This window comes from Kitasatospora nipponensis (assembly GCF_039528135.1).
Taxonomy (GTDB): domain Bacteria; phylum Actinomycetota; class Actinomycetes; order Streptomycetales; family Streptomycetaceae; genus Kitasatospora; species Kitasatospora nipponensis.
Map to the genome: position 1 here is coordinate 33859 of NZ_BAAALF010000029.1, position 22884 is coordinate 56742.

Sequence of the window (22884 nt, forward strand, 5' to 3'; positions counted from 1 at the left end):
GGCAGGCTGGAGTGGTCAGACCGGGATCGAGCCGCTGGGGTGGTTGCCAGACCATGCACACACCACCGCCCGGCCCCCCGCCCGAAGGGGGCCAGCCCGCCGGGGCGCCACCCGGCACGCCCGCCGGGCCCGGAGCCGCCGGGGCCGGAGCCGTCGGGCCCGCAGCCGCCGTGCCCACCCCCGGCGCGCCCGAGATCGTCCGCGCCAGCCTGGACGGCCACCGCCTGGTCCCGGTGGCCACCGCGCTGCGCGACGCCGACGGCGTGGTGCTGCACTGGAGCGAGGACGCCGAACGGCTGCTGGGCTGGCGCGCCGACGAGATCGTCGGCCACTTCGCCGCGCCCCTGCTGACCAGCGACAGCAACCGCCCCGAGGTCTTCGAGCTCTACGAGAGCATCCTGGCCGGCCGGCGCTGGTCGGGGGTCTTCCCGGTCCGCCACCGCGACGGCCACGAGGTCGAGCTGGACTTCCGCACCTACGGCATCACCGGCCCGGGCGGCCGCCCCTTGGTGCTCGCCACCGGCTCCGACGTGCGCGCGCTGCAGCAGGTCGAGGCGGACCTCGCGGTGCTCGACGGCTACTTCACCCAGTCCCCGATCGGGATGGCGGTCTACGACACCGAGCTGCGCTTCGTGCGGCTCAACCCGGCGCTGGCCCGGATCAACGGCCTGCCGGTGGCGGAGCACCTCGGCCGGCGCATCGACGCGGTGCTGCCCGGGCTCAACGGCACCGAGATCGAGGCCGTGATGCGCCAGGTGCTGGCCACCGGCCGGCCGGTGGTGGACGCCCGCTCGTACGGCCGAACGCCCGGGGACCCGCGCCGTGACCGCGCCTGGTCGGCCTCCTACTTCCGGCTCGCCGACGCCTCCGGGCGGGTGCTCGGCGTCAGCTCCTCGATCATCGACGTCACCGAGCGCTTCCAGGCCGAGGCCCGCGCCGCCCGGGCGCAGGAGCGGCTGACCCTGCTGGCCGAGGCCACCGCCCGGATCGGCACCACGCTGGACATGCAGCGCACCGCCGAGGAACTGGTCGCCGCCGTCGTGCCGAAGTTCGCCGACTTCGCCACCGTCGACCTGCTCGACCCGGTGCTGCAGGGCGAGGAGCCCGGCCTGCTCGCCCCCGACCAGGGCGTGCTGCTGCGCGCGGTGGCGGCCGGCGAGGCGTTCGGCGCGGGGCTCACCGACGTGGCCGACGCGGTCGGCGAGACCACCGCCTACGACTCGCACCGGATCTACACCAAGAGCCTGCGCAGCGGGCGCCCGATGGTGGTGGCCCACGTCGACGAGCCGGCGCTGCGCCGCCTGGCGCCGCGCGAGGAGCGGGTCGCCCCGGGCCTGGCGGCCGGCATCCACTCCTACCTGCTGGTGCCGCTGCTGGCCCGCGGCATGGTGCTGGGCGGGGCCGAGTTCGTGCGGACCCGCAACCCCGAGGCGTTCAGCGACTCGGACGTGGCGCTCGCCGAGGAACTGGTCGCCCGCACCGCCGTCTGCATCGACAACGCCCGCCTCTACCGGCGCGAGCGCGACACCGCGCTGACCCTGCAGCGCAGCCTGCTGCCGCAGGAGATCCACCGCACGCTGGGCCTGGAGATCGCCTACCGCTACCTGCCCAGCAGCGTGGTCAGCGAGGTGGGCGGCGACTGGTTCGACGTGGTGCCGCTCTCCTGCGGCCGGGTGGCGCTGGTGGTGGGCGACGTGATGGGCCACGGCATCCGGGCGGCCGCCACGATGGGCCAGCTGCGCACCGTCGCGCGCACCCTGGCCACCCTGGACATGCCGCCCGCCACCGTGCTGGCCCGGCTGGACGAGACCGCCACCGGGATCGGCGAGGGCCAGTTCGCCACCTGCGTCTGCGCGGTCTACGACCCAGTGGACCGCAGCTGCACGGTGGCCAGCGCCGGGCACCTGCCGCCGGTGGTGATGGGCGCGGACGGGCAGACCCGGGCGCTGGAGGTGCCGCCGGGGGTGCCGCTGGGCGTGGGCGGCGTGGCGTTCGAGAACACCGAGTTCACCGTGCCGGAGGGCTCCATCCTCACCCTCTACACCGACGGCCTGGTCGAGCGCCGCGGCGAGGACATCGACCACGGGATCAACGAGCTCTGCACCACGCTGGCCGCCCGCGGCCGCACCCTGGAGGCGCACTGCGACGCGGTGATCTCCACCCTGGTGCGCGGCGGCAGCGAGGACGACGTGGCGATGATCATGGCCCGGGCGCTGCCGGTGCCCCGCGACCGGATCGCCACCCTGCCGCTCACCGGCGAGGGCCCGATGCCCTCGCTGGCCCGCCGCTTCACCCGCCGCACGCTCGCCGGCTGGGGGCTGGCCCCGCTCGCCGACTTCGCGGAGCTGCTGGTCAGCGAGCTGGTCACGAACGCCCTGGTGCACGCCGGGCAGCCGCGCCGGCTGCGGCTCTTCCGCGACCGGGCGCTGACGGAGGAGGTCGCCGACTCCGGCGGCCAGACGCCGCGGCTGCGCCCGGCCGGTTCGGAGGACGAGGGCGGGCGCGGGATGTACCTGGTCAACGAGCTGGCCCACCGCTGGGGCAGCCGCCCGACCCGGGACGGCAAGGTGGTCTGGGCCGAGCTGGAGCTCCCGCTCGGCACCTCACCGCTCGGCGCCGGCCCGCCGGGCAGCTGACCACCAGGTCACCCGGCACCGGGCCAACCCGGCACCGGGCAACCGAGACCCGTGCCACCGGGCCGCGTCAGCCCGTGCGGCGCCCGCGCAGCAGCCACCAGGCCAGCCCCGCGCCGAGCAGCACCACACCCGCGCCGAGCAGCGCGGCCAGGCCCATGCCCTGCACGAACGCGGAGCGCGCCGCGTGGGCCAGCGCCGGTCCGGCCGGGCCGGGCAGCGAGCCGGCCACCTCGATCGCCGAGCCGAGCGACTCGCGGGCCCGGCCGGCCAGCGCCGGGTCCAGTCCGTCGGGCAGCGCCATCGAACCGGTGTAGACCGCGGTCAGCACCGAGCCGAAGAGCGCGATGCCCAGCGCCGTGCCCAGCTCGTAGGCCGTCTCGGAGCTCGCCGAGGCGGCGCCGGCCTTCTCGGCGGGCGCGGCGCTCAGCACCAGGTCCGCGGAGAGCGTGTAGACCAGCCCCTCGCCGGCGCCGACCGCCACGAAGACGGCCGCGAGCAGCAGATACGAGGTGTCCTGCTGCAGCCACCCCAGGACGCCCAGGCCCAGGCCCAGCACCGCCATCCCGGCGACCAGCGCGGCCCGCGCGCCGGCCCGGCGGGCGAGGCGGGCGGTCAGCACGGAGCCCGCCACCGCACCGGCGAAGGCCGGCAGCTCGGCGAGCCCCGCCGTCAGCGGCGAGTAGCCGCGCACCAGCTGCAGGTACTGCGACATGAAGAAGACCACGCCGGCCAGCCCGAAGACCGCGATCAGCGCGCCCAGCACGGCCGCGGTGAACCGCCGGTCGGCGAAGAGCCGCACGTCCAGCAGCGGGGTCGCCAACCGCAGCTGGCGCCGGACGAACAGGACCAGCGCCGCGGCGCCCAGCACCGCCGGCACCGCCACGTCCCAGCGCAGGGGGCCGTGCGCGGCGGCCTCCTTGACCGCGTAGACCACCGCGATCAGGCCGCTCATCGACAGCAGCACGCTCGCCAGGTCCCAGCGGCCCGGCCTGGGGTCCCGCGACTCGGGCAGCAGCCAGCCGCCCAGGACCAGCAACAGGGCCAGCACCGGCAGGTTGAGCAGGAAGACCGAACCCCACCAGAAGTGCTCCAGCAGCAGGCCGCCGACCAGCGGGCCGGCCGCGGCGCCGGCGGTGGCGGCCGCGCCCCACAGGCCGATCGCGGTGGCCCGCTCGCGGGCGTCGGGGAAGAGCGCGCGGATCAGCGAGAGGGTGGAGGGCATGATGGTCGCCCCGGCCACCCCGAGCAGCGCGCGGGCCGCGATCAGCCAGGCCGGGCTCGGGGCGTAGGCGGCCAGCAGCGAGGCCGCGCCGAAGGCGGTGGCGCCCAGCAGCAGCAGCCGCTTGCGGCCGATCCGGTCGCTGAGCGAGCCCATGCTGACCAGCAGTCCGGCCAGCACGAAGGAGTAGATGTCGCCGATCCAGAGCAGCTGGGTGGCACTGGGAGCGAGTGTCTCGGTGATCGAGGGGATCGCCAGGACCAGGACGGTGGCGTCCACCACGACCAGCAGGACGGCCAGCACGAGCACGGCCAGCCCCGCCCAGCGCCGGCGCGCGGTGGGCGGCGCGGCGGTGGGGCGGACGAGGTCGCAGACGGTCTGGGAGGTCGAGGCGGGGGCGGTGATGGCGGCGCTACGGGTACTGCCGGTGTTGCTCATGAGGTGGAAGGACTCCTGAGAGCTCCGCCGAGGAAGAGCTCGATGAGGGCGAAGGCACTGTCACGCGGGGCGAGGCGGCCGTCCTGGACGGCCCAGCCGACGCCGGCCAGCAGGTCGAAGAAGGCCTCGCTGAGCCAGCCGGCCGACAGCTCGATCCGGAACACCCCCTCCTGCTGGCCGCGCAGGAAGAAGGCGCGGACCCGGGCGTCCTGGTCCTCCCAGAGGGCGCAGAGCTCCGGATCGTCGAAGAGCTGGTTCTCGCCGGCCAGGAAGGCGCAGAGCGCGGCGTCCGGCGCCAGGATCTCCGCCAGCCGGCGCAGCGCGTCGGCGGCGTTGCCGGTCTCGATGGCGGCGGTGTCCAGCGCGGTGTTGTAGCGGCGCAGCGCGAGCAGGCCCACCTCGCGGATCAGCGCGTCACGACCGGGGAAGATCCGGTGCAGCGAGGCGCGGCTGATGCCGGCGGCGCGGGCGATCTCGTCCAGATGGGCGGTCGGCTGGCGGGAGAGCACCCCGACGGCTGCCGTGAGGACCGAGTCGCGATCGATTGCCATGAGAAGAGCATAGCTCATCTGAGACATCCACGTCTCATGTGAGATGCCGGGGTGCGGTTCGAGGGCAGCAAAAAACCGGAGGTGGCGTGGCCACCTCCGGTCGGTCGACCGCCCCCGTGGGGGTTCCGGTCAGCTCTGGTTGTAGAAGCCGCTGTCGTCCAGCGGCCGGTCGATCACCATGACCTCGACCTCCGCCGGTGTGAGCAGGAAGACCCGCCGGGCGATCCGCTCGATCCCGCCCCGGGTGCCGAAGACCAGGCCGGAGGCGAAGTCGACCATCCGCTTGGCCTCGCCGTCGTTCATCTCCGTCACGTCCATCACCACCGGGGTACCGGACCTGATGTGCTCGCCGACCGTCCGGGCGGACTCGAAGCCGGTGGGCTTCACCGAGACGATCCGTGCCGGGTTCGGAAGAACCGGGATCGTGTCGGCGGTGGACCAGTCGTCGTCCTCGTACACCGCGGCGGGGTAGCTACCGGACGGCATCAGCCACCCGTTGTGGTGCTCGTCGCGAAGTGCTCCCATGCCGCGCCTCCCTGTCTGTCCCGTCTGGTCCCGTGTGTCGCGCGGTCATCTGACGCGGCATCCACTCGTCGGAACTGTCCGAGTATCGCACTGATCACCGCTGCGGCGCCCGCCCTGGCGCGCCGTTCGAGTTGTGGCGCATGCCGACGGCATGCGCCACTCCTCATCAAGAGGTGACGCCGCAGGTGGGCGGCCGGTTGCGGCCCCGGCCCGCGGATCACCCGTCTGCCCGCCGGTCAAGGCTGAGTTGACGGCAGGTCACCCCGGTGCGTCCCGGGTCGCGAGCGGCCGGCCGGAGCCGGGTTCACTCGCCGGTGCGGCCGTCCACGGCCTCGCGCAACAGGTCGGCGTGCCCGTTGTGCCGCGCGTACTCCTCGATCATGTGGACCATGATCCAGCGCAGGGTCACGCCCTCGCCGGCCCGCAGGGTCTTGCCGACCGTCTCCAGCGGGAGGTCGGCGACCGCGGTACGGGCCCGCTCGACCTCCCGGTGCCAGGCGGCGAGGTCGGTGGCCGCGTCCGCGTCGTCCACACCGTTGAAGTCGTAGTCGCGGTCCTCGTCGGTGTAGTAGAGCGGGGTCGGGTCGCCGCCGTGCAGCACCACCTGGAACCAGTAGTTCTCCACCTCCGCGAGGTGCCGCACCAGGCCCAGCAGGCTCAGCGTGGACGGCGTCACCGGGCGCCGCTTGAGCTGCTCGTCCGTCAGGTCCGCGCACTTGAGCGCCAGGGTGGCCCGGTGGAAGTCGAGCCAGCTGGCGAGCATGGTGCTCTCGTCGGCGGCGAAGGGCGGCTCGACGCGCTCGGGAGTCTCGTTCATGGGAGCCATCCTGGCGCAGGACCGGGCCCGTCGGCGAGTCAATTGCCCACCGGTACGCTCCAGGTGTCACCGGGCCCGGTCGGTCCGGTCCGGGCAACGCCGACGAAGGAGCACCGCATGACTCGCCCCGTCACCGTGGTCACCGGAGGGAGCCGGGGGATCGGCGCGGCCGTCTGCCGCCGCCTCGCCGCCGAGGGGCACGACCTGGCGATCGGTTACCGCAGCGACGCGCAGGCCGCCGAGCAGGTCGCCGCGGAGGTCCGCGCCACCGGCGCGAAGGCGCTCACCGTCCAGCTGGACACCGCCGTCGAGGCGGACGTGGAGCGGTTCTTCGACCGCGCCGCCGAGGGGCTGGGCACGGTCACCGGGCTGGTCAACAACGCCGCGGTGACCAGCCTGCAAGGTCGGCTCGCCGACCTGCGGGCCGAGGACCTGCGCCGGGTGGTGGACGTCAACCTGGTCGGCTACCTGCTCTGCGCCCGGCGCGCGGCGCGGGACTTCGCGCGCGGCGGCGCGATCGTCAACGTCTCCTCGGCGGCGGCCACCCTGGGCAGCCCCGGCGAGTACGTGCACTACGCGGCCACCAAGGCCGCCACGGACACCCTGACCATCGGTCTGGCCAAGGAGCTCGGCGCGGCCGGGATCCGGGTGAACGCGGTCTCACCCGGGACCATCGAGACCGAGTTCCACGCCGGTGGCGGCGAGCCGGACCGTCCGGCCCGGGTCGCCCCGATGATCCCGATGGGCCGGCCCGGCCAGCCCGAGGAGATCGCGGCGGCGGTCGCCTGGCTGCTCTCGCCGGACGCCTCCTACGCGACCGGCGCGATCCTGCGGGTGGCCGGCGGTCTGTGAGGCACCCCGCGCGCCCGAGGCCCCCGCGCCCTCGCGCGTCGCGCACCCGGGCGCCGCGGGCCGGCGGTCGCCCGGTCAGCCGGTCGCGGCCGCCGGCACCGGCGCCTCCGCCTCCGCCGTGACCCCCACTGCCGTCGTAGCTCCTGCCGCCTCGCGCCGCCGGGTGCGCCACATCGCCGCCAGGCTGAGCAGTGCCATCAGCACGATCGCGGCAGTGGCGGCCAGGAAGGCGGGGGAGCCGGGCGAGCCGGCCGAGGCGCCGGCGACCACGTACGCCGCGGTGCCCGGCAGCACGCCCAGCGCGGTGCCGGCCAGGAACGGCCGCAGCCGCACGCCGGAGAGCGCCGCCCCGAGGTTGATCGCCTGGAACGGCACCCCCGGCACCAGCCGCAGCAGCAGGACGCTGCGAAAACCCTGCTCGGTCAGCCGCCGGTCCAGGGCGGTCAGCGCCCGGCCGCGCAGCAGCGGGCGCAGTGCCCGTCGTCCCAGGCCGCGCCCGAGCCCGAAGGCGAGCGCGGCACCCGCGGTGGTGCCGAGCACCGCCAGCGGCAGGCCGCGCTCGGTGCCGAACAGCACCCCGGCGGCCACGCTGAGCGCGGGCTTGGGCACGAAGGCGAGGGTGCCGAGCGCGAAGAGCACGGCGAACGCCGGTGCCCGCCAGATCCCGGGCACCGCGGTGGCCAGCACCCGCGGATCCCACAGCAGCGCGGCGCCCGCCGCGGCCGCCAGGATCACCAGCAGCAGCACCGGGCGCGCCCACGGGGAGCGGACGGCGCGGTGCAGCGGGGCGGCGAAGGGCATCCGCCGAGCGTAGTGCAGCCGCCTTCCGCGCCGGCACCGGGCCGTTGCGCCCGGCGGCCCGCTCGCCGGCGGCCGGTCCGGCCCGTCCCGCCGCCCGGCTCAGACCCGGGCGTCGGTCGGCACGGGGGCCCGCTCCGCGCCGCGGGTGTCCTGGCGCAGGGCGCCGGCGGTCACGACGAGGGCCGCGGCCAGCGCGGTGACCAGGACGAACGAGACGCTCAACGAGGTGGCCTGGGCCAGCGCGCCGACGATCGCGGGGGCGACCAGCCCCGAGGTGTAGGTGACGGTGGCGACGCCGGCGATCGCCAGGCTGGGGTTGGGGCCGGCGTGGCCGGCCGCCGCGAAGGCCAGCGCGACCACGACCGCGATGCCGATCCCCAGCAGGGCGAAGCCCGGGATCGCCAGCGCGGAGGTGCGGGCGAGCACCACGAGCACCCCGCCCACGGTCGCCACCGCGCCGCCCAGGCGCACCGTGCGCACCGGGCCGAGCCGGCGCACCACCGCGTCGCCGGCCAGCCGGGCGGCGGTCATGGTCAGGGCGAAGGCGGTGTACCCGGCGGCGGCCGTGCCGGCCGCTGCGTGCGTGACGTCGTGCAGGTAGACGCCGGACCAGTCCATGCCGGCGCCCTCGGCGAAGACCGCGCAGAAGCCGACCAGGCCGATCGCCACCGCCGAGCGCGGCGGCAGCGCGAACCGGGGCGGCGCCTCGGCCTGTGGCTGGGGCCGGACGTCCAGCAGCCCGGTGCAGACCAGCTGGCCGATCACCAGCAGCACCCCGGCGGCCAGCGCCAGGTGGACGCGCGCGTCCAGGTGCTGGCGGGCCGCCAGGGCGCCGAAGACCGAGGCGACGAGACCGCCGGCGCTCCACATCCCGTGCAGGCCGGACATGATCGAGCGGCCCAGGCGCTGCTCGACCTCCACGCCCTCGGCGTTCATCGCCACGTCGGTCATCCCCGCGCTCGCCCCGAAGAGCGCCAGCGCCAGGCAGAGCCAGGGCAGTCCGGGGGCGATCGCCGGCAGCGTCAGGGCCAGGCAGTACAGCGCCAGCAGCAGCCGCAGCGCGGCCCGGGCGCCGAGCCGGTGGGTGATCCGGCCGGCCAGCGGCATCGCGATCGAGGCGGCCAGCGCGGGCATCACCAGGGCCACGCCCAGCTGCCCGGGGCTCAGCTGCAGCCGGTGCTGGACGGCCGGGATCCGGGTGGCGAAGCTGCCGGCGACCGCGCCGTGCACGGCGAAGACCAGGGCGACGGCGACCCGGGCCCGGCGCAGCGAGGGTGCGGTGGTGGTGGTCGGCATGGACGGTTCCCTCCCCAGGGGCAGTGGCATGGGGTTAAATTATCAGGAAGGGATCCTGATAGATAGATCTGAGAGGATGCGGTCCCATGACCACCGCGCGCACGGCCACCCCCAGCACCGCCCGTGCGATCAACGACCGGCTCGCCCTGGAGCTGCTGCTGAGCCACGGTCCGCTGACCGCCACCGAGCTGCGCGCGCTCACCGGTCTCTCCCGGCCCACCGTCTCCGACCTGCTGGAGCGCCTCCAGCACGCCGGGCTGGTGCACATCGTGGGACAGCGCGGGGAGCAGCGCCGCGGCCCCAACGCCCGGGTCTACGCGCTGCGCGCCGACCGTGCGCACCTGGCCGGCATCGACGTGCGCACCGGCGGCGTCACGCTCACGGTCGCCGACCTGACCGGCCGCAGCCTGGCGACGGCGGCGCTGCCGGTCGATCCGCTCGACCCGCCCGCCGACCTGGCGGAGCGGGTGCTGCGGGCCCTGCTGGAGACCGCGCGCGAAGCAGGTGCGCGCGACCTGCACACCGTGGCGGTCGGCGCGCCGGGCCTGGTGGACCCGGCCACCGGCGCGCTGAACTCCACCTGGTCGCTGCCGCGCTGGCACGCCGAGCTGGTGGCGGCGGTGCGCGGCGGGCTGACCGGTGAGGTGATCCTGGAGAACGAGGTGAACCTGGCGGGCATCGCCGAGCACCGGATCGGCGCCACCGCGGCCCGCGACACCTTCGTCCTGCTCTGGCTGGGGCACGGCACCGGCGCGGCGGTGATGCTGGACGGGCGGCTGCACCGCGGCTTCTCCGGCGGCACCGGCGAGATCGGCTTCCTGCCGGTGCCCGGCACCGGGGGGCTGCCGCGGGCGAGCGGGTGCGAGGGCGGGTTCCACAGCCTGGCCGGCGGCGCGGCGATCTGCGAGCTGGCGCTGGCGCACGGTCTGCCGGTGCCCGGCGCCAGGCCCGGCACGGAGGCTACGGCCCAGGCCGGTGGGGCGACCGGGCCGAGCGGCGACGCGGACCGGGCCGAGGCCGTCGTGCTGGCGGCGGTGGCGGCCGGCCCGGCGGGCGCGGCGTTCCTGGACGAGCTGGCCCTGCGGGTGGCGCTGGCCGCCGTGGCGGTCTGCGTGATCCTGGACCCGGGCTGCCTGGTGCTGGGCGGCGAGGTCGGCCGGGTCGGCGGCGGCGCGCTGGCCGAGCGGGTGGCCGTGCACCTGGCGGCGCTCTCCCCGCTGCACACCGAGGTCCGGGCCGGCACGGCCGGCGGCGGCGCGGTGCTCAGCGGCGCGGTGCTGACCGCCTCGGACGCGGTCTGCCGCGACCTGTTCGGCGGGTTCTGACCGGTTCACCCGCGCGGGACGGCCCGCGAGCCCGGTGCGCCCGACCGGGCCGCGGCGTCCGGGTGCGGCCGGCCGATGCGGCAGGATGGTGCTGCCAGCGGAACGATCAGCGCGCCGGCGGCGCGCCGGACCAGATCTCAGGGAGTGCCATGGGCCAGCCGGGCCGGTCGGTCAACCACTACCGCATCGGTGAGGCCGCCGCGATGCTCGGCGTCAGCGCCGACACCATGCGCCGCTGGGTCGACGCCGGCCGGCTCGCGGCCGAGCGCGACGAGCACGGACACCGGATCATCCCCGGCGAGCAGTTGGCGGCCTTCGCCCGCGAGCTGGCCAAGCCGGGCACGGCCGAGGCGGAGGGGCGCCCGTCCTCCGCGCGCAACCGCTTCCCCGGGATCGTCACCCACGTGGTGCTCGGCGACGTGGCCGCGCAGGTCGAGATCCAGGCCGGGCCGTTCCGGGTGGTCTCGCTGATCAGCCGGGAGTCCGCCGAGGAGCTCAACCTGGTGCCGGGCGCGCCGGCCACCGCCGTCATTAAGTCGACAAATGTGATGATCGAACGCAGCTGACCGTCGTAGAGTCGCGACATCGCCGAGCCGCGCACCCGGTGGGGCCACCCCTGGCGGGCTTCCCCGGCCGCGCCCCACGCTCCACCGGAGGAGAGCCGTGCCCCCAGCCGTCCTGCCCACCACCCAGGCCGCGGTGGACGCCGTCGCCGCGGTGGCCGAACGCCACGGCCGCTCGGTGACGGCCAGTCACGACATCGGTGAGGACCAGACGTCCGCCGCCCTGTTCGCCGCCCATCCGGCCGCCGCCGCGACCGGCGAGCGGTGGCCGCACGCCGACCTGGCGGCCGTGCCGCACGAGGCGCTGCTGGAGATCGGCGGTACCCCCGCCGTCGCCGTGCGCTTCTTCGTCCACGACGAGGCGCAGGTCACCGTCGAGGGCGTCGCCTTCGAGGACGTCGCGCGCGAGCGGGTGCCGGCCCTGCTGGACGCCCTCTGGTCGGGCCTGGCCCACGTACGGCGGCGGACCTTCCCGCCCGCGCTCACGCTCGAGGTCGCGGTACCCGGCGAGCCGACCCACCGCGCGCACGTCGACCGGCTGACCCCCTGGCTCGCCGAGGTGACCCGATGAACGCCCTCGCCCCCCGCGCCGACCGGCCGGACACGGCCCGCCCCGCTGCGGACCGCCCTGACGACCGTCCCGCCGACCGCCCGGGCCCGCTGGCCGTCGCCCACCGCGGCGACCCGTACCGCTTCCGCGAGAACACGCTGCCCTCGCTGGCCTCCGCGCTGGCCGCCGGCGCCGACCTGGTGGAGATCGACGTCCAGTTGACCCGCGACGGCGTGCCGGTGCTGCTGCACGACCCCACGCTCAAGCGGCTCTGGGAGGTGGACCGCCCGGTCCGGGCCCTGACGGCGGCCCAGCTGGACGCCCAGCGGTTCGCCGACGGCCAGCGCGTGCCGACCCTCACCGAGGCGCTCGAGCTGCTGGCCGGGACCCCGGCGGTGCGGCTGATGATCGACCTGGACGACCCCGCCCCCGCCACGGCCGCCTGGCGGACCGTCACCGAACTGGGCGCCGAGCAGCGGGTCTCCTTCTGCGGGCCGGCCGGCGCCATGCTCGCGGTGCGGGCACTGGACGCGCGGGTCCCGCTCTCGCTGACCTGGGAGCGGCCCGACCTGCCGGTCCGCGCGCTGCTGGACGACCTGCGCCCGCAGTACCTCAACCCGCCGTTCGGCCTGGTGGACCGGGCGCTGGTCGAGCGGGCCGCGGCCGAGGGGCTGCAGGTCAGCACCTGGACCGTGGACCTGCGCCGGACCATGCGGCGGATGCTGGGCGCCGGCGTCGCCTCGATCACCTCCAACCGGGTCGGGCTGCTGCGCGCCGTCCTGGACCGCGCGGCCGAGGCCGATGCCGACGCGGCGGAGCCCGGCCGGCGCGGGCGCCGTTGATGCCCGCGACCGGCCCCAGCGCCGGCCCCGCCACGCCCGGCGGACCGCCGGCGGTCCTCGACGCCCGCGCGCTGAACCGGGCCCTGCTGGCCCGCCAGCACCTGCTCGCACCGGCCGAACTGACCCCCGAGCAGCTGACGGCCCACCTGGTCGGCCTGCAGGCCCAGGCCACCGACCCGCCCTACTACGGCCTGTGGACCAGGCTGGCCGACTTCCGGCCCGAGCAGCTCAGCACCCTGGTGGAGCAGCGGACCGTGGTCCGGATCGGCCTGCAGCGCGGCACCATCCACCTGGTCACCGCCGAGGACTGCCTGACCCTGCGTCCGATCCTGCAGCCGGTGCTGGACCAGGGCCTGAAGAGCTCCTACGGCCGACGGCTGACCGGCCTGGACCTGGAGGCGCTCACCGAGCGCGGCCGCCTGCTGGTCGAGCAGGCCCCGCGGACCTTCCAGGAGCTGGGCGGGCTGCTCGGCGCCGACCACCCCGACCACGACCCGGCCGCGCTGGCCCAGCTGCTGCGCGCCCGGCTCGCCCTGGTCCAGGTTCCGCCGCGCGGCCTGTGGCAGAGCGGCGGTCCGGCCGCGCACACCACCGCCGAGCAGTGGCTGGGCCGCCCGCTGGACACGCCGGCGACGGGGGAGCAGGAGCAGCTCCGCCGTGACGACCTGGTGCTGCGCTACCTGGCGGCCTTCGGCCCGGCCACCGTCGCGGACGCGCAGAAGTGGTCGCGGCTGACCCGGCTCGCCGCCTCGGTGGCCCGGCTGCGCCCGCAGCTGGTGGAGTTCCGCGACGAGCAGGGCCGCACCCTCTACGACCTGCCGCGGGCGCCGCGCCCCGATCCCGGCCTGCCGGTGCCCGCCCGGCTGGTCGCGCCGTTCGACAACCTGCTGCTCTCGCACGCCGACCGCAGCCGGATCCTGCCCTCGGAGCACCGCACCCGGGTGATGACCGCCAACGGGCTCGTGCCGGGCACGCTGCTGGTGGACGGTCTGGTGGCCGGCACCTGGCAGGTCCTGCGGCAGGGCGCGACGGCCAGCGCCGTGCTGCGGACCTTCGCCGACCCCGACCGCACCACCCGGGCCGAACTGGCCGACCAGGCGGACCGGTTGCTGGCGTTCGCCGCCCCCGACGCGCAGCAGCAGGAGGTGCGGTTCGTCGCGGGCTGAGAGCGGGCTGAGGGCGGGCGGCGCCCTCGGCGGTCGGCTTCGGGGACGAGCGGGGCGGACGAGTTGTGCCGCACCCAGAGCGTGCCTAACGTTCGTATCGTCCGAATGGCAGGGCGGCGGGGTGGGGTGCCGGCGGGGGCTCAGCGCTGCACGGTGACCGTGAACGGCGCCGCGTCGTCGTCCGGGGTCGGGTCGCCCTCGCTGCTGACCGCCACCCGACCGCCGGTCAGCGTGCCGGTGGCGTCGCGGTCCAGCCGCACCGGGATCCGGGCGGTGGCGGACCGCTCGGGCGCCAGGCCGGCCCGGAAGGGGCAGCGCACCGTCGACCCGTCCCCGGACACCGCGCAGGACGCGGGGAAGAACCGCCCCTCGGCGGTGACCTGCCGGGGCAGCGTGATGGTCACGGTGAAGGCGCCCGCCTTCGCCGTCCCGGTGTTGACCACGATGGCGTGCACCGAGGTCAGCCCGCCGGCCGGCGCCGCGTCGGGGTCCAGCCGCTCCACCGCCAGGTCCGCGCCCGGAGCCCGGTGGGCGGCGACCGAGGTGGGGGCCACCCCCACCAGCGAGCCGACCGCGCAGCACGTCGCCACCATCGTCATCAACCGCTTGAGCACTGCCCACTCCCTGTCTGCCGCACTGGGACCGCCCGGCGCACCGGGTCCGCCCGGACACGGCCACGCTAGGAGTCCGCGCCGGCGGGCGGTCCCGCGACGCCCCGCGGTCCCCGCGGCGGCCCCCGAAAGGAGTAACGGTGCACCGGGCGGCGCAGCTGCGGACATTTCGTCACATGGTGTGCTGAGATGGATTGATCAGGACAGATCGGTCCAGCCGGCCCGGACGGAGGTGGCATGGCGGCGGAGCCCCCGGCGGGCGGTGCGCCCCGGTCCGACGGGCCGGGCCCGCGGCCCGGCCCGCACCGCTCGCTGCCGCCGGCCGTGCGCGGCGCCGCGGCCTGGTCGGTGGCGGTCATCCTCTTCATCACGGTCGCCTCGCTGGTCGTCTTCGCCGTCGTGTCGCTGCGCACCGCCACCATCCCGCTGATCATCGCGCTGCTCGGCACCGCGCTGCTGCAACCCGTGATGCCCTGGCTGCTCCGGCGGGGCCTGGGACGCGGCGCGGCGGCCGGGGTCACCTGCGTGGTGCTGGTGGCGGGTGTCTGCGGGGTGCTCGCGCTGCTCACCAACTCGCTGGTGCACAGCGCCCCGCAGATCGCCGACGCGCTGGAGCAGGCCGGCCGGCAGCTGGCCGACTGGCTGGGCCCGGCCGGCGAGAAGCTGCAGCACGCGCTCTCCGAGGAGGCCGGTGCGGGCGGTCCGGCCGTCGGCTCGCTGCTGGGCTCGCTGGCCAGCGGCGTGCTCTCCGGCCTGGGCATCGTCACCCAGCTGGTCACCGGCGGCGTGCTGACCCTCGCCCTGGTCTTCTTCTTCCTGCGCGACGGCCACCGCAGCGGCGACCTGGTGCGCTCGGTGCTGCCCGACGAGCGCGCCGAGGTGGTGATCGCGTGCGGGCGGCGGGCGTTCGCGGCGATGGCCGGCTTCATGCGCGGTACCACCCTGATCGCGCTGATCGACGCCACCTTCATCACCGTCGGCCTGTTGATCCTCGGCGTGCCGGGCGCCGCCGGCCTGGGCGCGCTGGTCTTCCTGGGCGCGTTCGTCCCGTACATCGGGGCGTTCCTGTCCGGCACGGTCGCCGTGCTGGTGGCGCTGGCGGACGGTGGCCTCGGCAAGGCGCTCTGGACGCTGGGGGTGGTGCTCGCCGTGCAGGCGATCGAGGGCTACGTGCTGCAGCCGGTGATCCAGAGCCGGACGGTCGAACTCCACCCCGCGACCGTCCTGTTCGTGGTGGTCGCGGGCGCCGGGGTGGCGGGCGTGCTCGGCGCCCTGCTGGCCGTGCCGCTCTGCGCCGCGGCCGTGGGCGTGGTCTCGGTGCTCAGCGGGCGTGACCTGCGGCCCTCGAAGTCCTGACGGGCCCTCCGGTCCCGGTCTGCGGCGCCGCGAGACCGGTGCGGGACGTCTGGCTCAGCGCAGGCGGGCGGTGATGCCGGTCAGGACGAGGTCGACCCCGGCGAGGAACTGCTCGCGGTCGTCGTGCTCGCGCAGCTGGTCCGCGACGGCGCGGGTGAACGGGTAGTCGTCGGGGTCGAGGTCGCCCCAGGCCCGCGCCACCGTGCCGAGGATCTCGGCACGGTCCACCTCGGGGCCCAGCGCGCGGGCGCTCGCGGCGTTCGCCGCGTTCTGGCCGGCCGCGCCGAGGACGTAGTGCACCAGCACCGAGGTCGCCGTGAACCAGTCGCGCTCGGGCACGCCCAGCGCGCCGACCTGGCGGCCGAAGCTCTCGAAGATCCGCGGTGCCACCGGGCCCGAGGGGCTGCGGGAGAGCTGGCCGGAGAGCTGGGTGGCGAGCCACGGGTGCGCGTCGATCGCCTCGAACAGGCCGAGCGCGACGGCGCGGATCCCCTCCTGCGGCGAGCCGGCATGGCCGGTTGGTGCGGTTGGTGCGGTTGGTGCGGCGGGCTCGAGGGCCAGGGCGGCGGCGACGACGGCGTCGGTCGCGGCGCCGAGCAGCTCGCCCTTGTTCGCCACGTGCCAGTAGATCGCCCCGGGCCCGGTGGCGAGGCGCTCGGTCAGCGCCCGGAACGTCAGCCCGCCCTCGCCGGCCGTGTCGAGCAGCTCGACGGCCGCCTCGACGATGCGTTCGCGGGAGAGCGGTTGCTCCCGTCGCTCGGGACGACGCGTGCTGGTGGCCATGCGGACATCCTGGCACACCTCTGGAACCGCGTTCCAGCTTGACATCTCTGGAACGCCGCTCCAGGCTGGCACTGGAACGGCATTCCAGAGAGTCTGGGGAGTCCGGAGATGCCGTGCGATTTCGGAGATTTCGGAGATGACCCGTCGGGAGACCCCCCGATGGGCGGGCGAGCTGCGAGGAAGCACCATGACCACTGACGTCACGATCATCGGCGCCGGGCTCGGCGGACTGACCCTGGCCCGCGTCCTGCACGTCCACGGCATCCCGGCGACCGTCTACGAGGCGGAGGCCTCGCCGACCACCCGCACGCAGGGCGGCATGCTCGACATCCACGACGACACCGGCCAGCCCGCCCTGCGGGCGGCCGGCCTGATCGAGGAGTTCCGCGGCCTGATCCTGGCGGGCCGCGAGGCGACGCGGGTCCTGGACCGGGACGGGACCGTGCTGCTGGACCAGCCCGACGACGGCACGGGCGGACGCCCCGAGGTGCAGCGCGGCGAGCTGCGACGGATGCTGCTCGACTCGCTGCCGGCCGGCACCGTGCGGTGGGGGCACAAGGTCAGCGCTGTGCGCCCTCTCGGCGAGGGCCACCACGAGGTGACCTTCGCCGACGGCGGCACCGTCGTCACCACCCTGCTGGTCGGCGCGGACGGCGCCTGGTCACGCGTCCGGCCGCTGCTCTCCGACGCCGCTCCCGGGTACGTCGGCACGTCGTTCGTCGAGACCCACCTGTTCGACGCCGACACCCGGCACCCGGCCGCCGCGCGAGCGGTCGGCGACGGCGCCCTGTTCGCGCTCGTGCCGGGCAGGGGGATCCAGGCCCACCGGGAGAGCGGCGGGACCCTGCACACCTACGTCACGCTCAACAAGCCGCTGGACTGGTTCGCCGGGATCGACTTCACCGACACCGCCGCGGCCACCGCGCGGATCGCGGCGGAGTTCGACGGCTGGGCGCCGGAGCTCACCGCGCTGATCACCGACGGCGAGAGCGCTCCGGTCCACCGCCCCATCCACGCGCTGCCCCTGGAGCACCGGTGGGACCGCGTGCCGGGCGTGACGCTGCTCGGCGACGCGGCCCACCTGATGCTCCCCTCCGGTGAGGGTGCCAACCTGGCCATGTACGACGGCGCCGCACTCGCCGGGGCGATCGCCGCGCACCCCGGGGACGTCGAGGCCGCGCTGCGCGGCTACGAGCGGGAGCTGTTCCCCCGCAGCGCCGCGGCGGCGCGCGATGCCGTCGAGATCTTCCGGCTCTGCTGCCTCGACGACACCGCGCCCCGGGGCCTGCTGGGCCTCCTGGCCGGAGCCCCGCAGCCCCACTGAGGCCCGCAGCGTCGCCCCGCAGCCCTCCTACCGGCCCGCGGGCGGCGGCGGGAAGTAGGCGCCGAGCCAGCGGTCCAGTTCGGCGAAGACCTGGGCGCGGGCGCTCTCGCCGGACAGCACGAGGTCGTGCATGCCGCCCTCGATGCGGACGGTGGTGACGTGGCGACCCAGTCGCGGCCCCAGCGCGGCGATGTCGTCCGCGCGCAGGACGGCGTCGCGGTGGTGCATCGCGGGGTCCCACTTGCTGGTCACGATGCTGGCGGTGGAGGCCATCAGCAGGACGGGGACGTCGACGTGCAGGCCGCGCCGCACCTCGCGGTGGCCGCGGTTGATGGCGGCCAGCCAGCCCGCGTACATCGGGAAGCCCTCGGCGGGCTTGAGGGTGACGTCGAAGTCCCACTCGCCGCGGTGGTCGCGGTGCAGGCTGTGCACGTAGTGCGGGTTGAGCGGCGCCGGCAGCTTGCGCATGGCCGCGAGGCGGCCGAGGGCGCCGACCGCCGGCGCGCCCAGGGTGCGCACGGCGGGGCTGGTGGGCATCGACAGGAACGGGCTGTTCAGGAAGAGCGCGTCCACCAGCCCGCGCCCGGCCCGCCGCGAGGCCCAGAGCGCGGCCACCAGGCCGCCGGTGGAGTGACCGTTGATCAGCAGCTGGGTGTGGCCGTCCTGCGCGCGGATGATCCGGACGGCCTCGTCCAGCTCCTCGTCGTAGGTGGCCAGGTCGCTGATGAAGTTCGGCGACTGGTGGGGCCGCAGCGAGCGCCCGTACTTGCGCAGGTCCAGCGCGTAGAAGGAGAAGCCGGCCGCGACGAAGAAGTCGGCGAGGTTGGTCTGGAAGAAGTAGTCGGTGTAGCCGTGCAGGTAGAGCACGGCCCGCTGGGATCCCGGGACCAGCCGCCGCACCAGGGTCGCACTGACCGAGCCCTCCGCGTCGGCGGTCAGCGGCAACTCGGTCGCCTCGTACGGGGCACCCAGGATGTCTTCTGTGAACTCCACGTCTGCGGACCCACCCAATCTCTGTTCCGGCCTGCCACCGCAGGACCACCGACTCGGGATCACCGACCCTACCGGCCGGTAGGGGTCTGTCGCACTGGCTCCGGTCCCGGGCCCTATGCTGCCGTCATGTCGAGAAATTCCGCAGCAGGGCGGCGCCGGACGATGACTCCGTGTCCGGTCCTGAACCCCGTCCCGGGCCGGCGCGGGCCCGCCGCCCCGGCGGTGTGCGGCCGGTGAGCGCGCGCAGGGGCGATCCGGAGCCGGTCGACGAGCCGCGTCCGGTGCTGCGCGAGACCGCCTTCGGCACCGCCAAGCTGATGCCCGACCTGGACTGCGAGGGCGGCTGGCTGCTGACCCTGGACGGCACCCCGCAGTCCTACGTGGACCTGCGCGACCCCACCCACCTCGAGTTCGAGTACACCCGGCGGCTGGGGCACCTGACCGACGCGCTCGCCCCCACCGGGCGGCCGCTGGACGCGCTGCACCTGGGCGGCGGCGCCCTCACCCTGCCGCGCTACCTGGCGGCCACCCGCCCGGGCTCGCGCCAGCGGGTCGCCGAGGCGGACGGGCCGCTGGTGGACCTGGTCGCCGAGGTGCTGCCGTGGACCGGACAGGGCATCGAGGTGACCGTCGGCGACGCCCGCGAGGTGCTGCGCGACACGCCCGCCGGTTCGACGGACCTGGTGGTCGCCGACGTCTTCCGCGGCTCGCTCACCCCCGCCCACCTCACCTCCACCGAGTTCGTCGCGCTGGCCGCAGCCGCCCTGCGCCCCGGCGGCTGCTACGCGGCGAACCTGGCCGACAGCGCGCCGCTGGACTTCGCCCGCGCCCAGGCCGCCACCGTGCGCTCGGTCTTCGCGCACTGCTGCCTGGTCGCCGAGCCCTCGGTGCTGCGCGGGCGGCGGTTCGGCAACCTGCTGCTGATCGGCTCCGGGGAGCCGCTGCCCGTGCAGCCGCTGGCCCGGCGCCTGGCCGCGGACCCGTTCCCGGCCCGGCTGGTGGCGGACGAGGAGCTGCGCCGACTGGTGCGCGGGGCGCACCCGGTGACCGACGAGCACGCCCGGCCGTCACCGACCCCGCCGCAGGGCGCGTTCAGCATCGGCTGAGGTACGGCCGGGTGCGGCTGCGATGCCATGGGCTGACCGGATGTCAGAATGTCCGAGAAGCAGCTGATCAGAGGAGTCGAGCGCGTGCCCACCGCCGCAGCACCCAGTGAGCCGTCCGAGCCGTCCGGGGGGCCGCAGCCGTCCGGGGGGCCGCAGGCCGTCGACCTGACGGAGATCCCCGAGACGGCGCTCTGGACGCTCTACCAGCGGGCCGTCGAGGCTCGTCGGCCGGATGCGCTGCTGCGTGATCCCCAGGCGGTCGAGCTGGTGGAGCGGATCGACTACCCCTTCGCCGAACGGTTCGGGACCAGCGCCGTGCAGGCCCAGGTGCAGGCGTTGCGGGTGGGTTGCTTCGACCACGAGGTGGCGGACTTCCTGGTCCGGGAGCCGCGTGGCACGGTGGTCTGCCTGGGGGATGGGCTGGAGACCCAGTTCTGGCGGGTGGACAACGGCCGCGCCCAGTGGCTCAGCGTGGACCTGCCGGAGGCGATCGCGCTGCGCGAGCGCCTACTGCCGCCCGGCCCCCGCCAGCGCTACCTGGCCGCCGACGTCACCGACCTCGCCTGGACCGAGGAAGTGGACCGCAGCCATGGGGTGTTGCTCGTTGCGGAGGGGCTGTTGATGTATCTACAGCCGGCGCAGGTGCGGGCCTTGATCGCGGGCTGCGCCGAGCGGTTCCCGGGCGGCTCGCTGATCCTGGATTCGGTGCCGCACTGGTTCAGCCGGCTCACCGTCGAGGGCAAGATGCGTACTCGCGGCTATCAGGCGCCGGCGATGCCGTGGGGCATGGACGCGGGCGAGCGGGCCAAGCTGCGCACCGCGAGCCCGGCGGTGGCCGCGGTGCGGGACGTGCGGCCGAGCGGCGGCCGCGGGCTCGTCGGTGCGCTGCTACCGCTGGCCCTGACCCTCCCGCCACTGTCGACCCGCCGCCCTTCGGTCACCGTCCTGGAGTTCGCCGAGCAGCCGTAGTCGTTGGACCGGCGGCCCCCGTACCCGGAACCGCCCCGCGCGCGCCGCCTGGCCGGCCCACCCCGGCTCATGAGGGCCCTGGGCTCTGAAGAATCCGCTGCGCTTCAGTGAGCGCCTCGGCGGCGCTGTTGGTACTCAGCTGCGGCTCGGCGTCGGCCGGGATGCAGGGATATGGGTTGTACGGCCACACGTCATAACCGCCGTCGGGGCAGACCACGATGAGCACGGAAAGTACCGTACCCGTTCCCATCCACCACTCGGGCCCATCGCTGAAACAAAGGTTCCCCATGGCGGTGAACGGGTAGTACTGCCCGAACCAGCCGGGGCGTGCCAACTGGGCCAGTGCGGTCATGCCAAGCTCATAGGGCCGTTGATTTTCATCGTCCGTATGCTTTGCAACGCTGAAGATGGCAGTCCAGGACTTTTCTAATGGATCACTCACGTGTCCCCCAGTTCCCGTTTGCTGACTTGCCGTCAGATCCGCCCCTGCAAACGGATCTTGTTGGCGTCCATGTGTGTGACAACAGTATGGTGCCATACCTCGTCCGAGAGGGTCATCCGTGCGGCTTGCTTCTATCCGGATCGACAACACGGAGGAAGTTCCTCAACCAGCGGGCAGGGTGCGCCTGGTGATCAATCGAGCTTGAGAGACGCCCTGCCGTGGGCGCCTGCCATTCGGCTCGTCGGCACCTGGCTGCTTCCTGGCAGGGCGGGGTGCCGTTGAAGAATGTCGTCGCTGCAAGGGTGACCGGATTTCCGCAGATGTACCTGAGTTCGGTGGAGGTGTATCCAGTCCCCATGTCAAGGCCAGTCAAGATTTCATTCACACGGCTGATGCCTTGTATGTTGAACGAGATATCCCCTCCGCCCGAGACTGTCAGATCGATCATATTGTCCGGGCCGGGCGACACCATTCATTCAGTGCAGCCTGGTTTTCCCCGACCGTCGCCATTCCGAGTGCAAGGGGAACCGGGCCGGCAGGATCCCGAGGCCCCTTGGCGACGGGCTTGTAGTCCCCAGGGCGATGTCGTTGAGGGGATCTGTCCAGTTTGATCACGTGATGCCCAGGGTGCCGAGCGGGCGGTCAGGGGCACGCGCGCGTTCGGCGCTGATACGGTCCGTCAGATCCCTTTGTCAACCGACCGTCAGACCCGAAGGACTCCCCACTGTGCGCATGCCCTGCCTGATTGCCGGCACGCTGCTGATATCCCTTGCTGCCACCGCTTGCGGCAGCAGCCCCAGCGGCAAGACGGCCGCCCCGGCCGCGTCCAGTGCCATGCCGAGCAGCGCCACACCGAGCAGCGCGCCACCGTCCAGTCCCGCACCGAGCAGCGCACAGCCCAGCGCGGACCAGGACAACGCCGCGCTCTCTGCTGACGAGCTACTGAAGCAGGCCAAGCGGGCGCTGGCCGGCGTCGACACGGTCAAGGTCGACTTCACCAGGACCACTGGTGCGGACCTGGCTACCGGCCACGTCGAAATCGCGAACCTGGCGGCAAGCTGCGCGGGGCGAATTTCCGTCAACGACGTCCCGATGATGACCTTCGGCCGAAAGTCGAGCCGGGCCTGGCTTCGCATCGAAGAGGCGGGCTGGAGCTGGGCCGGGCGGACCCCGTCCCCGCAGGACGGCCAACTCAAGGGCAAGTACGTGGCCGGCACACTCAACAGAACGCAGCTCGTGCAGGTCCCGGCTCTCTGTGACGCGGACGTCGAGCTCTACCAGGAGATCTCCAAATCGGGCCAGGCGAAGAGCAGCGCACCGGCAACGCTGAACGGCGAGCCGGCCATCGCCCTGACCGTGGACACGGGTGATGGGTCGACGGCAACCCTGGTGGTCCCCGCCCATGGCACACCGTTTCCGCTCCAGGCGAAGTGCCCTGGCAGCACCGCATCCTTCAGCGCTTACAACTCACCGCTGGACAATCAGGAACCGCCCGCGGCAGAGGTAATCGACCTCGATACCGTGGACGTCCAGCTGCCGCAGGTTCTCAGGATGTGAGATGCGGCTCGTGACCTGATGTCCGTTTCGTCGGTGTTCCGGCTCGGCCTTGGCCAGGATTCCGCGCCCGGTCAGGCGCTTGGTCTTCGCGTGGTTCTCGAGCGGCTGCCGGCTGCCGGCTGCCGACTGGCCGGCCGGAACCGGGCCGGACCCGAGCTCCGG

22 protein-coding genes are annotated in these 22884 nt (G+C 74.6%); 12 read left to right on the forward strand and 10 right to left on the reverse strand.

What is annotated here, in order from left to right:
* The first annotated feature begins 170 nt into the window (after positions 1-170).
* Entirely contained in the window at positions 171-2636 is a 2466-nt protein-coding gene (locus ABD323_RS11350; RefSeq protein ID WP_344441211.1) for a SpoIIE family protein phosphatase, read from the forward strand.
* A gap of 67 nt (positions 2637-2703) precedes the next feature.
* On the opposite strand, the gene ABD323_RS11355 is transcribed toward ABD323_RS11350, so the two are convergent.
* The 4 genes from ABD323_RS11355 to ABD323_RS11370 form a co-directional block, all read right to left on the reverse strand.
* Positions 2704-4293, reverse strand: a complete 1590-nt coding sequence (locus ABD323_RS11355) for an MFS transporter (RefSeq protein WP_344441212.1) — start codon at positions 4291-4293, stop codon at positions 2704-2706.
* Positions 4290-4844 (reverse strand): TetR/AcrR family transcriptional regulator, encoded by a 555-nt coding sequence (locus ABD323_RS11360; protein WP_344441214.1) that lies wholly within the window; start codon positions 4842-4844, stop codon positions 4290-4292. The genes ABD323_RS11355 and ABD323_RS11360 overlap by 4 nt, the downstream gene beginning before the upstream one ends.
* A gap of 129 nt (positions 4845-4973) precedes the next feature.
* Entirely contained in the window at positions 4974-5369 is a 396-nt protein-coding gene (locus tag ABD323_RS11365) for a cell division protein SepF (protein ID WP_344441215.1), read from the reverse strand.
* Positions 5370-5673: 304 nt separating this feature from the next.
* On the reverse strand, positions 5674-6186 hold the full coding sequence (locus tag ABD323_RS11370; protein WP_344441216.1) for a DinB family protein: 513 nt from the start codon (positions 6184-6186) through the stop codon (positions 5674-5676).
* A 117-nt stretch (positions 6187-6303) separates the two neighbouring features.
* On the opposite strand from ABD323_RS11370, the gene ABD323_RS11375 reads away from it, so the two are divergent.
* Positions 6304-7038, forward strand: coding sequence for an SDR family oxidoreductase (locus ABD323_RS11375; RefSeq protein ID WP_344441217.1), 735 nt, complete (start codon positions 6304-6306; stop codon positions 7036-7038).
* 75 nt (positions 7039-7113) lie between these two features.
* Here ABD323_RS11375 and ABD323_RS11380 read toward each other — a convergent pair whose 3' ends face one another.
* Complete coding sequence (locus ABD323_RS11380; protein WP_344441218.1) at positions 7114-7839, reverse strand: TVP38/TMEM64 family protein; 726 nt, start codon at positions 7837-7839, stop codon at positions 7114-7116.
* A 99-nt stretch (positions 7840-7938) separates the two neighbouring features.
* Entirely contained in the window at positions 7939-9135 is a 1197-nt protein-coding gene (locus ABD323_RS11385; protein WP_344441219.1) for an MFS transporter, read from the reverse strand.
* An 86-nt stretch (positions 9136-9221) separates the two neighbouring features.
* Between ABD323_RS11385 and ABD323_RS11390 the strand changes: the two genes are divergently transcribed.
* The 5 genes from ABD323_RS11390 to ABD323_RS11410 all read left to right on the forward strand — a co-directional run bounded on the left by ABD323_RS11390 (position 9222) and on the right by ABD323_RS11410 (position 13581).
* Positions 9222-10460 (forward strand): ROK family transcriptional regulator, encoded by a 1239-nt coding sequence (locus tag ABD323_RS11390; RefSeq protein WP_344441220.1) that lies wholly within the window; start codon positions 9222-9224, stop codon positions 10458-10460.
* A 149-nt stretch (positions 10461-10609) separates the two neighbouring features.
* Positions 10610-11026, forward strand: coding sequence for a TOBE domain-containing protein (locus ABD323_RS11395; RefSeq protein WP_344441221.1), 417 nt, complete (start codon positions 10610-10612; stop codon positions 11024-11026).
* A gap of 97 nt (positions 11027-11123) precedes the next feature.
* Positions 11124-11594: a hypothetical protein gene (locus ABD323_RS11400; protein WP_344441223.1), complete on the forward strand. Its 471-nt coding sequence runs from the start codon at positions 11124-11126 to the stop codon at positions 11592-11594.
* Positions 11591-12415 (forward strand): glycerophosphodiester phosphodiesterase, encoded by an 825-nt coding sequence (locus ABD323_RS11405; RefSeq protein ID WP_344441224.1) that lies wholly within the window; start codon positions 11591-11593, stop codon positions 12413-12415. The genes ABD323_RS11400 and ABD323_RS11405 overlap by 4 nt, the downstream gene beginning before the upstream one ends.
* The gene (locus ABD323_RS11410; RefSeq protein ID WP_344441225.1) at positions 12415-13581 is read left to right on the forward strand and encodes a winged helix DNA-binding domain-containing protein; all 1167 of its coding nucleotides are present in this window, start codon (positions 12415-12417) and stop codon (positions 13579-13581) included. Before ABD323_RS11405 ends, ABD323_RS11410 begins: the two co-directional genes overlap by 1 nt.
* A 140-nt stretch (positions 13582-13721) precedes the next feature.
* Here the strand turns inward: ABD323_RS11410 and ABD323_RS11415 are convergent, their stop codons facing one another.
* A complete protein-coding gene (locus tag ABD323_RS11415) occupies positions 13722-14195 on the reverse strand; it encodes a hypothetical protein (protein ID WP_344441226.1) in 474 nt (157 codons plus the stop codon).
* Positions 14196-14429: 234 nt separating this feature from the next.
* Here ABD323_RS11415 and ABD323_RS11420 point away from each other — a divergent pair, with 234 nt between their 5' ends.
* The gene (locus tag ABD323_RS11420) at positions 14430-15548 is read left to right on the forward strand and encodes an AI-2E family transporter (RefSeq protein WP_344441227.1); all 1119 of its coding nucleotides are present in this window, start codon (positions 14430-14432) and stop codon (positions 15546-15548) included.
* Between the two features lie 54 nt (positions 15549-15602).
* On the opposite strand, the gene ABD323_RS11425 is transcribed toward ABD323_RS11420, so the two are convergent.
* Positions 15603-16331 (reverse strand): TetR/AcrR family transcriptional regulator, encoded by a 729-nt coding sequence (locus ABD323_RS11425; protein ID WP_344441228.1) that lies wholly within the window; start codon positions 16329-16331, stop codon positions 15603-15605.
* Positions 16332-16518: 187 nt separating this feature from the next.
* On the opposite strand from ABD323_RS11425, the gene ABD323_RS11430 reads away from it, so the two are divergent.
* Positions 16519-17655, forward strand: a complete 1137-nt coding sequence (locus tag ABD323_RS11430; RefSeq protein ID WP_344441229.1) for an FAD-dependent oxidoreductase — start codon at positions 16519-16521, stop codon at positions 17653-17655.
* A gap of 27 nt (positions 17656-17682) precedes the next feature.
* Here ABD323_RS11430 and ABD323_RS11435 read toward each other — a convergent pair whose 3' ends face one another.
* Positions 17683-18648 carry an alpha/beta hydrolase gene (locus tag ABD323_RS11435; RefSeq protein WP_344441230.1) on the reverse strand — a complete coding sequence of 322 codons (966 nt, stop codon included), beginning with the start codon at positions 18646-18648 and terminating at the stop codon, positions 17683-17685.
* 317 nt (positions 18649-18965) lie between these two features.
* Between ABD323_RS11435 and ABD323_RS11440 the strand changes: the two genes are divergently transcribed.
* Both ABD323_RS11440 and ABD323_RS11445 read left to right on the forward strand, forming a co-directional pair.
* The gene (locus ABD323_RS11440) at positions 18966-19754 is read left to right on the forward strand and encodes a spermidine synthase (protein WP_425555957.1); all 789 of its coding nucleotides are present in this window, start codon (positions 18966-18968) and stop codon (positions 19752-19754) included.
* Positions 19755-19802: 48 nt separating this feature from the next.
* The gene (locus tag ABD323_RS11445) at positions 19803-20723 is read left to right on the forward strand and encodes a class I SAM-dependent methyltransferase (protein ID WP_344441233.1); all 921 of its coding nucleotides are present in this window, start codon (positions 19803-19805) and stop codon (positions 20721-20723) included.
* A gap of 67 nt (positions 20724-20790) precedes the next feature.
* Here ABD323_RS11445 and ABD323_RS11450 read toward each other — a convergent pair whose 3' ends face one another.
* Positions 20791-21075 carry a hypothetical protein gene (locus tag ABD323_RS11450; RefSeq protein WP_344441234.1) on the reverse strand — a complete coding sequence of 95 codons (285 nt, stop codon included), beginning with the start codon at positions 21073-21075 and terminating at the stop codon, positions 20791-20793.
* An 822-nt stretch (positions 21076-21897) separates the two neighbouring features.
* On the opposite strand from ABD323_RS11450, the gene ABD323_RS11455 reads away from it, so the two are divergent.
* A complete protein-coding gene (locus tag ABD323_RS11455) occupies positions 21898-22722 on the forward strand; it encodes a hypothetical protein (RefSeq protein WP_344441235.1) in 825 nt (274 codons plus the stop codon).
* The last annotated feature ends 162 nt before the right edge of the window (positions 22723-22884 follow it).